Source organism: Bradyrhizobium sp. INPA03-11B (assembly GCF_040446015.1).
Taxonomy (GTDB): Bacteria; Pseudomonadota; Alphaproteobacteria; order Rhizobiales; family Xanthobacteraceae; genus Bradyrhizobium; species Bradyrhizobium macuxiense_A.
The window spans coordinates 1-9024 of record NZ_JASGSR010000202.1 but is presented as its reverse complement, the minus strand read 5'-3'; the positions used below and the strand labels follow the sequence as shown (position 1 = coordinate 9024).

Annotated in this window: 9 protein-coding genes; 3 read left to right on the top strand and 6 right to left on the bottom strand. The window is 59.5% G+C overall.

Features of this window, described 5'->3' with window-relative positions:
- Positions 1–243: hypothetical protein (locus tag QMZ05_RS39330; protein ID WP_353705647.1), on the top strand; the 243-nt coding region annotated here is incomplete at its 5' end.
- 374 nt (positions 244–617) lie between these two features.
- Here QMZ05_RS39330 and QMZ05_RS39325 read toward each other — a convergent pair.
- The gene (locus QMZ05_RS39325) at positions 618–1754 is read right to left on the bottom strand and encodes a hypothetical protein (RefSeq protein WP_353705646.1); all 1137 of its coding nucleotides are present in this window, start codon (positions 1752–1754) and stop codon (positions 618–620) included.
- Between the two features lie 125 nt (positions 1755–1879).
- Here QMZ05_RS39325 and QMZ05_RS39320 point away from each other — a divergent pair, with 125 nt between their 5' ends.
- Positions 1880–3232: a hypothetical protein gene (locus QMZ05_RS39320; protein WP_353705645.1), complete on the top strand. Its 1353-nt coding sequence runs from the start codon at positions 1880–1882 to the stop codon at positions 3230–3232.
- A gap of 158 nt (positions 3233–3390) precedes the next feature.
- On the opposite strand, the gene QMZ05_RS39315 is transcribed toward QMZ05_RS39320, so the two are convergent.
- From QMZ05_RS39315 to QMZ05_RS39300, 4 genes are all read right to left on the bottom strand, one after another.
- Complete coding sequence (locus QMZ05_RS39315; RefSeq protein ID WP_353705644.1) at positions 3391–4212, bottom strand: GntR family transcriptional regulator; 822 nt, start codon at positions 4210–4212, stop codon at positions 3391–3393.
- Between the two features lie 246 nt (positions 4213–4458).
- Positions 4459–5088 carry a 3-isopropylmalate dehydratase small subunit gene (gene leuD / locus QMZ05_RS39310; RefSeq protein WP_353705643.1) on the bottom strand — a complete coding sequence of 210 codons (630 nt, stop codon included), beginning with the start codon at positions 5086–5088 and terminating at the stop codon, positions 4459–4461.
- A 2-nt stretch (positions 5089–5090) separates the two neighbouring features.
- Complete coding sequence (leuC, locus tag QMZ05_RS39305; protein ID WP_353705642.1) at positions 5091–6494, bottom strand: 3-isopropylmalate dehydratase large subunit; 1404 nt, start codon at positions 6492–6494, stop codon at positions 5091–5093.
- A gap of 67 nt (positions 6495–6561) precedes the next feature.
- Positions 6562–7473 carry an isocitrate lyase/PEP mutase family protein gene (locus tag QMZ05_RS39300; RefSeq protein WP_353705641.1) on the bottom strand — a complete coding sequence of 304 codons (912 nt, stop codon included), beginning with the start codon at positions 7471–7473 and terminating at the stop codon, positions 6562–6564.
- Positions 7474–7561: 88 nt separating this feature from the next.
- Between QMZ05_RS39300 and QMZ05_RS39295 the strand changes: the two genes are divergently transcribed.
- Positions 7562–7804, top strand: coding sequence for a hypothetical protein (locus QMZ05_RS39295; protein ID WP_353705640.1), 243 nt, complete (start codon positions 7562–7564; stop codon positions 7802–7804).
- 94 nt (positions 7805–7898) lie between these two features.
- Here QMZ05_RS39295 and QMZ05_RS39290 read toward each other — a convergent pair.
- On the bottom strand, positions 7899–9024 hold a 1126-nt coding region (locus tag QMZ05_RS39290), incomplete at its 5' end, for a porin (RefSeq protein ID WP_353705639.1).

Here is a 9024-nt window from a genome sequence, read left to right as displayed (position 1 = left end):
AAGAACCAGGTAGGGAGCGGATCAAGGGTCCGGGTGCTCGCCAACGATGCTGTCTCAGGGGGAATAGATATTGATTCGTGCGAAGAAGTTGCTGGATTCGAAGATCAGATACTCTCCAGTCTGATCTGGAAGGCTCCAGGCGACCACGCCTTAGGAAAAACGCAGTACGCAAGCCGGTACGAGAATATTCAGCGGATTGTACGAGGACATGCAACCAAGGCCGGCCTTTCTGAATGCCACTAGACATTTGGCAGGGCATCTAGCGGGCAGCGCGACGTCTCACTGGCCAATCATATTACAACCATCGTAGCCTCTAGGCGCCCTTCGGTTCAGGTTTTCGCACAACGAGTTGGCGTTCGTCTTCGTTCCTGATGCGCACCTCCATCCTGGGCTTCCGATTTGCGCGTAACATGCGGACGGAGATTCAAGCGGTCAAAGCCTCATCCAGATTTCAGCGGAACTGCGGGCCTCGGGTCTTAGGCAAGCCAACCGCGCACCATCTGCGCGCAAGGCCGAATACGCAACAAGCATCGGGCTAAAATCCGTACCTTCCCGCAGGGCGTTCGACTAGCACCCGAGCCAAACCGAAGCGAGGTTTCCAATCGCGACCAAAAATCTCACCCCCAGCCCGGCTCAACCTTCACACTGCTAATAATCGAGAAGAGACCTTCAGCGCCACCCCGTGTCGCATCGAGAGCATCCGCGGCATCCTCCGCCCATGCCATCCAATCTGCGAGGGTCTTTCCACCCAATTCCGCCTCACTCGACAGGGGCTTCGATCTGATGGCCGCGAGAAACTCACGAATCTGACCCGCAGTGGTCCAGTTACGAGCGAGTTCGCCAAGCCTTTCGCGACGCTTCTGCTCCTGTTTTGCGAGGCGTTCTTTCTCAGCCCTCTGGGCAGCCTCCTGCCGCCATCGTTCCCGATCCTGCTCCTGCTCGAGGTGCCATGCTTTCAGAATCCGAGCTCCCTCAAACAGGCGGTCGACAATCTTGGGCAATTGACCTTCCAATGGATTGCTGGCGGTTTCGCGCCACTCCTCATGATGCGGGCCTCGAAGGTAGGTCCGGATAGCAAAGACCAGCTTGCCGGTGCCAACGAGCTCCTGCGAGAGATAGGAGCTCCGCGAGTCCTGGGGCGATACTCTCACCTGCCGGTTCTTCTCGCGAACCTGAAAGTCAATATTTTCTCCATCTATCGTCACGCGCAGCAGGCCTTTTTCCGTTTCTGACAGCTTTGCCCCCTTCCCTTCGAGAGCCCGAAACAACGCTTCAAGGATCGCGTGGCGCCGGTGATCGATCGCGGACAATGGAGCGGGTGCCATCCTGATCCGCCAGGCATCCCGGCTCGCCGCAGCCTCCCGGCGACGACGCTCGTGATCGGCAATCCAGCCCGCGATAATTGGATGCGGTCTCGCAGGTCGTTCCTTCACAACGACCGAGGTGTCAGCAGCATGCCCGGCTGACTTCGATGGCTCCGCGGTCGCATCAGTTGTCCGGGCCACGGTGCGCCGCACGCGCGCCTTCGATGGCTCGATGTTGATAGGCTGCTCATCTGTATCCGGCGGAAGCGGATCAAGCGCCACCGCCTGTCCCAGGGATACCCGGGTCCAGTACCCGGAGCCGGGATAAGGCACGTTATGATTTCTGCAAATCTCTGCCAAAGCTGTCGGTGAAATCCCCAGGCCCGGCGCAACCTTGCTCAACGGCGATTTCGAGACGAGTTCGTAAAGTTCGTGGCGACTGATCCGCATGATTGCCTTGCTTGCTGATGGCTCGATGTCAAATCCGGAGTTGCATGCTGGGGCGAATGATATCCATGGTACCTTCCCTAAAAAGGGTCACAAGGACCGCGACGACAAGGGGAGAAGAACAACACGTGCGTACCGTTTCGCGTGAAGAGCTCTATCAACAGGTCTGGTCGCAACCCATGACCAAAGTGGCAGCAGAATATGGCGTCACAGGAACCGCCCTCAAGAAGACCTGCATACGTCACAGGATTCCGACTCCTGATCGCGGATACTGGGCAAAGCTTCAACATGGCAAACCCGTCCGGAAAGTATCGCTGCCAAAACTGGCTGACACAAAGCTTGATCGAATCCGCATCTCAGGGACAGCAGCCGAACGTCTGCCGGAACAGGTCCGAAAGGCCGGCACAGAAGCGCGCGAGCGGCTGGAACAGCTGGTGACACCTGAATCTGTTGCGACGGCTTCAACTGAGTCCAGCCTTGCGGAGCCCTCGATCCTTGGCGCCACCCGTCGCGCAGCCTCCAGGGCTCGTCCCGACAACCAGGGGTTCGTCATCGTCCAGGGTCGCGGGATCGTTCCCTTGAAGATCGCGCCAAGCTCGCGCGACCGTACCCTGCAGGTTCTGAGCCGACTCTTTGCCCTTGCAGGGACCGAAGGGTACCGGCCGGCGATCAGCGACGACGGCTTGAATCTCGTTGCGGAGAATGTGTCGATCAAATTTGGAGTTGAGGAACCGCCGAAGAAGACGCCGCACGAACCGACTGCGTCCGAACTGAAGCGCAGGGATGACAATCTTCGCTGGGGCCTCTCGAGGCCCCCATGGCCAAAGTATGGCTATTCCCCTTCGGGGCGACTGGCCATTGTCATTCACGTCAATACCTGGTCCGGGCTCCGCCGCACATATTCGGATGGCAAGAGCCGCCCGATTGAAGCCATGTTGCCCGAGGTTGTGGCAGGCCTGGCCGAACATGCTGCACTCCTCACCGAGCGCCGGCGCGCTGACGAGGAGCGCGAACGTCAGCGAAGGTATGCGGAAAGCCGCCGCCAACGTGAAGAAGCATTCGGTGCACGCGAAAAGCGTCGCATGGAATTCGTCGACGCGATCCATGAACAGCTAATTCTGCGATCAAAGCTGTCCGCCGTCCTTGCCCATCTCGAGAGCGTCACCGGGGACGAGACGAACCGCGCGGAACATATCTCGGCCTGGTTACGCCGGCGTATTCAGCAGATCGACGCTCTTGTGAGCCCGGACTTTCTCGACCTTTCAGCGCGATCGGCGAAGCTCGAATTTCGGGAAACGGCGTCCGGGGTCAACGCGGAAGATACTCATGAAGCCTTTCGCTATCATCCCGCCGCAGGCCTGCAATTCTGGTCGATCGACGAAGGAAAAGAACTTGCGACATCAATGAGCGCGTTAGAATGGGCAAGCCTGGCTGGACTCATGCCGGGAGCGGAAAGCGATGACACCACCCCCGGGGAATAGTGCTTCGAGCAATTTTAACGCCGCACGCAACCGGATGCCTCCGGAGTCTGGCTTCCTGCAAATTTCAGGTTCGGTGAAAGATGAGCAGACAGCGATCACGCGATACCTCAAGCAGGTGCCTCCTTCGGTAGCCATGCACGAATAGTCCCGCCTGAGCGTCACGTCGAACGCGAGGTCTTTGTACCGCGATGCTTCCGTGCAACGGGGACTGCGGCGCCCTTACCCGCTCTGCTCCTTTCGAACTCATCCGGCTGCATCTCGAGGTGAAGCTGAAACAGTTGTGGAACTGCAAGAACCTCCGCGTACTGCACCGGCCGGTTCTTCCGGTCGAACATCAGACGCCGAAGCTCCAGAAGGGGGGCACCGATCTTGATATCCAGGCGTTGCGCGACGATCGGATCGGCCAGTGTCGCGCTGACCACTTGCTCTCCTCGCCAAACATTGACGCCAGCCCGTGCGAGCAGGTCGAAAAAGGGTTGTCGCTCAAGTTCCTTCGCCGACCACGTACGCCCCACATCCTCGGGCACATAGGTGACGATCTGCAGAACTGGCTGGCGATCCTTGGAGCGAACCCGGACTATGCGCTGGACAGTGGCCCCTTCAGAAAGGGACAACTGCTCCCGGATCAGCGGCACCGCCGGAACGAACTCAAATTCCAGAATGCGCGCCTGGGTCTCGACACCCGTCGCCCCCATGCTTTCAACGGCCGACCTCATCGGTATGCGCATCGACGAGCCCCGGAGTTCCCTGACGAAGGTCCCGCGGCCCGCGATTCGCTCGACGAACCCCTCAGTTTCCAACCTCTCCATGGCTTTAAGAATAGTGATGCGAGACACCTGGAAGAGCTCAATGAGCTTTTCCTCCGTCGGCAATTGCTCTCCCGGCGCGTGTCGCCCGGATATGATGGCCTCGGAGAGCAAGAGGTAGATCTGGTGCTGAAGCGATACTCCCGTACCACGTTCTACCTTACCGCGCGCCATGAAGAGCCCTCCGTCCGGCCGTAGCAATCAGGTACGCATCGCACATTCGCGCTGTCCAGGTCCCGAAGCAAAGACGGGTCGCGGAATCGCCTGCTCCATAATCGTGCTCCGATCCTGTCAACGTCAAAATGTCCTCCCGCCCACACCAGCCTTCCGTCTCTGTAGACACCACGACCGGACTTGGGTCTATAGAGACCGCTTTCATCGACCTGTTGATGAGCAGGCAGGGCCGCCCGGATGAGCACGTCAACCAACTCTTCGGCGAAGGTAGATCCAGGGACGTGTCCGGCTGTCGGCCCTCTGAAATGCGTCGATCTCGAGCTCCCGCCTTAAGGTGAGGCTAATGTCGTCGAGGCCCTGCAGCAGGGCCTGACGGCGGTTTTCGTCCAGGTTGAAGAAAAACACTCGGCCGGCCGCTGAGATGATGGACTTGTGCTCAAGGTCCACGGTCACCTGGGCGCACTCTGGCGCCAGGCGCATTTCCTCTGCCAGTGTTTCAATATCCGATTCGGGCAAGACAACCGGCAAGACTCCGTTCTGGAAGCAGTTGTTGAAGAATATCTCTCCGAAGGTCGGTGCCACGACACACCGGATCCCGATCCCCATGAGGGCCCAAACCGCGCCCTCGCGAGAACTGCCGCAGCCGAAGTTTGGACCAGCCAGCAGAATCGGACATCCTCGCCATGGCGGCTGGTTCAGAAGGAATTCCGGGTTTTCGACGCCACCGGACAAAAAGCGAAGCGCCTCGAAGCAAAAAGCGCCGAGCTCGTCGCGCTCCCTCGTGAGGAGGTGTTCGACACGGATAACAACGTCCGTATCCACATTCTGTCGCATAAAAGGAGCGGCCGGACCTCTCAGGGTTGTGAACTTCTGCACGTCTATGCTCCCAGCTTGCGGACATCAGTAATACGGCCGGTCACAGCTGCGGCTACCGCCATGGCGGGACTGGCCAGGTGGGTGCGCGCGTTCGGCCCCTGTCGACCTACGAAATTCCGGTTCGAAGTGGATACCGAACGCTGCCGCGCAGGCACGCGCTCGCCATTCGCGGCCACACACATTGAGCAACCGGGCTCGCGCCACTGAAAGCCGGCGTCGCGAAAGATGCGATCGAGCCCCTCCGCCTCGGCCGTCCGTTTGACGATCTCCGAACCTGGAACGACCCACGCCGTCACACCCCACGCCACCTTGCGGCCTTTCGCGATCGCAGCCGCCTCCCGCAAATCGGAGATGCGGCTGTTAGTGCACGAGCCGACAAATACCCAATCGACAGGAAGGCCCTCGATAGGCACGCCAGGCTGCAGGCCCATGTAGTCAAGTGCCTGCTCCATCGACTCCCGCCGCCCTGGTGGTGCATCCGCTGGATCAGGAATTCGCTCGGTGATCGAGATGACGTCCTGGGGACTTGTTCCCCAGGTCACCTGCGGTGAGATCGCGCTGACATCGATGAAATGATCTGCATCGAAAGCGGCATCGTCGTCCGTAGGCAAGGTCCGCCAGTGGGCTACCGCAGCATCCCAAAGGACGCCCTTCGGGGCGTACGGGCGATTGGCCAGGTAGCCGAATGTTGCGTCGTCCGGAGCAACCATGCCGATCTTCGCGCCCATTTCAATTGACAGGTTGCAGATCGTCATGCGGCCTTCGACCCCAAGCGCGCGAACAGCGCTTCCCGCGTACTCGATAGCGTGACCGGTTCCTGCCGCGGCACCAAGCCGCCCCACGAGATACAGAAAGTAATCCTTCGGTGTAACGGCTGCCTGGGGGATTCCCTCGAACCGAACACGCAAACGCTTCGGCTTCCGTTGCGGAAGGGTCTGGGTCGCGAGCACATGGTTCAGTTCGGTAGAGCCGATCCCGAAGGCAAGCGCGCCGAGCCCTCCATGCGTACAGGTATGACTGTCACCACAGACAATCGACGCGCCCGGTACCGTAAGCCCCATCTCGGGGCCCACGACGTGCACGATCCCCTGCCCCTCCATACCCAGGTCGAACAATTGAACGCCGGTCTCTGCCGTCCGTTGACGCAGGTCGCGAAGTAGCTTGCCACCAACAGGATTTGTCTCGCCGGTCCGACCCGGCGCGCTGGAAACTGCGTGATCGGGTGTAGCGAAGACAAGCTCCGGGTTGCGGACCTTGCACCCTTTGTCCGCGATGTAACCCAGGCCTCTCGCACCGTTTCCATCGTGGAGAAAATGTCGGTCAATGTGCAGCAGGTCGAAGCCGCCTCCGAGCTCCGTCACAACATGCTGCGCCCAGACTTTGTCGAGTAAGGTTGATCCAGGCACAAGTGCCCCCTTTTCTGTAGAATCTTGCAGTTCAGTTGATTTGGCTGGCGCAAGCGCGCCTCGCCGCTCAGGCATTCACCGCCCAGCGCCGTTCGAATTCCCAAACGTCGGGGAAGCCCATGAGTTGGTGGATCGTTCGATCATCGCCACCTGAGGGGTAAAGCGGCGCTTGCAAGCCGATGCTGGAGCCCTCGGACTTGAGGTGAAGGAGGGAATCGCGAATTGCCTCAGCGGCGGCCAGGAAGCCAAGCCCCGGGTAGATGGCGATCGAGTAGCCCCATGATTTCAGGGTTTCCGCAGACATGACAGGCGTTCGACCTGTCTGGGCCATATTGGCCAGCAATGGTTTGTCGATGCTGGCGCCGATCTTCTGGAGCTCGGCTTCACTTTCGGGGGATTCAACGAAGATAATGTCGGCCCCTGCCGCCGCATAGGCTTCCGCCCGACGAAGCGCTTCATCCAGACCAAGCGAAGTTCGTGCATCGGTGCGGGCGATGATGAGAGTGTCCTCTCGCCGACGCGCTTCCAGCGCGACCTTGATCTTCAGCACCATCTCTTCAGTGGAGACGATCCGTCGGCCGGGCGTGTGCCCACACTTCTTGGGCATCTCCTGATCCTCGATCTGGATGCCTTGAGCTCCTGCGTCTTCATAGCCGCGTACAGTGTGGCGCACATTGAGGAGACCGCCGTAGCCCGTATCGGCATCTGCAATGAGCGGAATGTTCGTACCTTCCGCCATGCGACGCACTCGATCCACCATATCGGTGTACGTGGCCAGACCGGCATCCGGCAATCCGAGATGCGACGCCGCAACTCCATACCCGGTCATATAGAGCGCTTCGAAACCGATCGAGTCTGCCACTTTCAGCGAAAGCATGTCGTACACACCAGGAGCAACAATCAGATCCTGCTTCTCAACCAGCGCCCTCAAGCGTCTTTTCCCTTCCACTCCTGAACCCTCCTTCGCGTTGAACCACATTGTTCTAATATCATATTAATATGATAAATTACAAGACGTGGAAAGAGCCCCGAGCTTGCTTTCAAAGCTCATTCACCGCGGAGCCAGGATGCTCTACGCAATTTCACAGAAATACCAGGTCCGCCACATGGCCGGACGTCAGCGCGCCTCGAAGAAAGTGAATTCGAACGTCGTGGTCAGGCGCGCAACCGGGAGCATTCGATGGATAGCGTCCACGCTCGCCAATTCAGTGTCGTCCGGCGCTCATCATCTGGCTCGCCAGACGGATCCGGTCGCCCTGATCCGTCTTGCAATCGGTCGACGCTCGATTGACTCGCTTTGCCTTGAATGAGCGAAAGGCCTCCGGTGGGCATGCCGGAGGCCCAACCCTGAAGGTCAAATCAGATTGTGAAGCCCTTCCTTTCTCCCTTTCGCCTCGACAAGCCTCACCAGTTGCGTTGAGCACGCAAGAGCATGGCAACGGTGTTCTGGTCCTTCATCTCGTATACCGCAGCTGGCTTGGCAACCGATGCGGCTGCAGGCGCGGTGATCGTGCCAGAGTACTTCTGGTCAAGGCGGGTGTAAGCCACCTCCGCCGAGAAGCTCAGATTTTTCACCGGTGTCCAGCGAGTGATCATACCGACCTGAGCGATATCGAAGTCGGGGTTACAGGTGCCGGCAGGAGCGAGCGCAGTCATTCCAGGACTGCTGCAGATTAGCGCCTTGGCCCCACCAGTGTAACGGACAGCTGCCAACGCACCATAGATACCCGTGCTCCAATAGGGATCCCAATTGTGATTGTAGCCGCCGCGGAAGCCGTAGGTTGTGGTCAGTTCAAGACCTGTGCCGGAGGCCGCTGTAGCACCGGAGTAGATGGCGTCTGATACGCCGGCAATTCCGACGCTCTGGTACACGCCGGCAAGGCCGGCGCCACCATACATTGCCCACGCCGACGGGATGTTTTCCTGGATATTGTAGCGGCTGGCACCGTTAGTGTAGACGGCCTGCACGTTGATCGAGTCACCCGGGCCGGTTGGAATATGATTGATCGACAGGGCCAGCTGACCGGCCCAACCCCATCTGTCCGGCGCATGGCCAGTCGCCTCGGTAGCGCCGTAATAGGCGGTGTGGTTATCATGCGCAGCGAGCGAGGCCTGGAACAGCCCCCAGGCCTGGTCGATCCGGATCATACCGACGATATCGGGAGCAACCATGCCGCCGAAGCTGCTCGAGCCATAAGCACCGGCAATGACGCCCGTAGCCGTTGAGTTGGTCGTGTTCCAGATGTTTGTCGTATTGTAAAGCGCCTGGTCCTGAGCCGAGATCGACACCGACACGCCCGGACCGAAGTCAGCAGTGTAGGTGAACTGATTAACCCCGGTAACGGCGCTACCGCCACCGACGAGAGCGTCGAAGTTGTTGGCCGGGTAGTTAATCCACGGAGCGCTGAACTGCGAGACAGCCCTGCCAATCGTGAAGCCGGCGAACTGGATGAATGCAGCATAGACACCGACCACGCCGCCTGCGACGGCGCCGCTGTTGGCATTGTTCGGCGCCTGAACGCCGCCAATC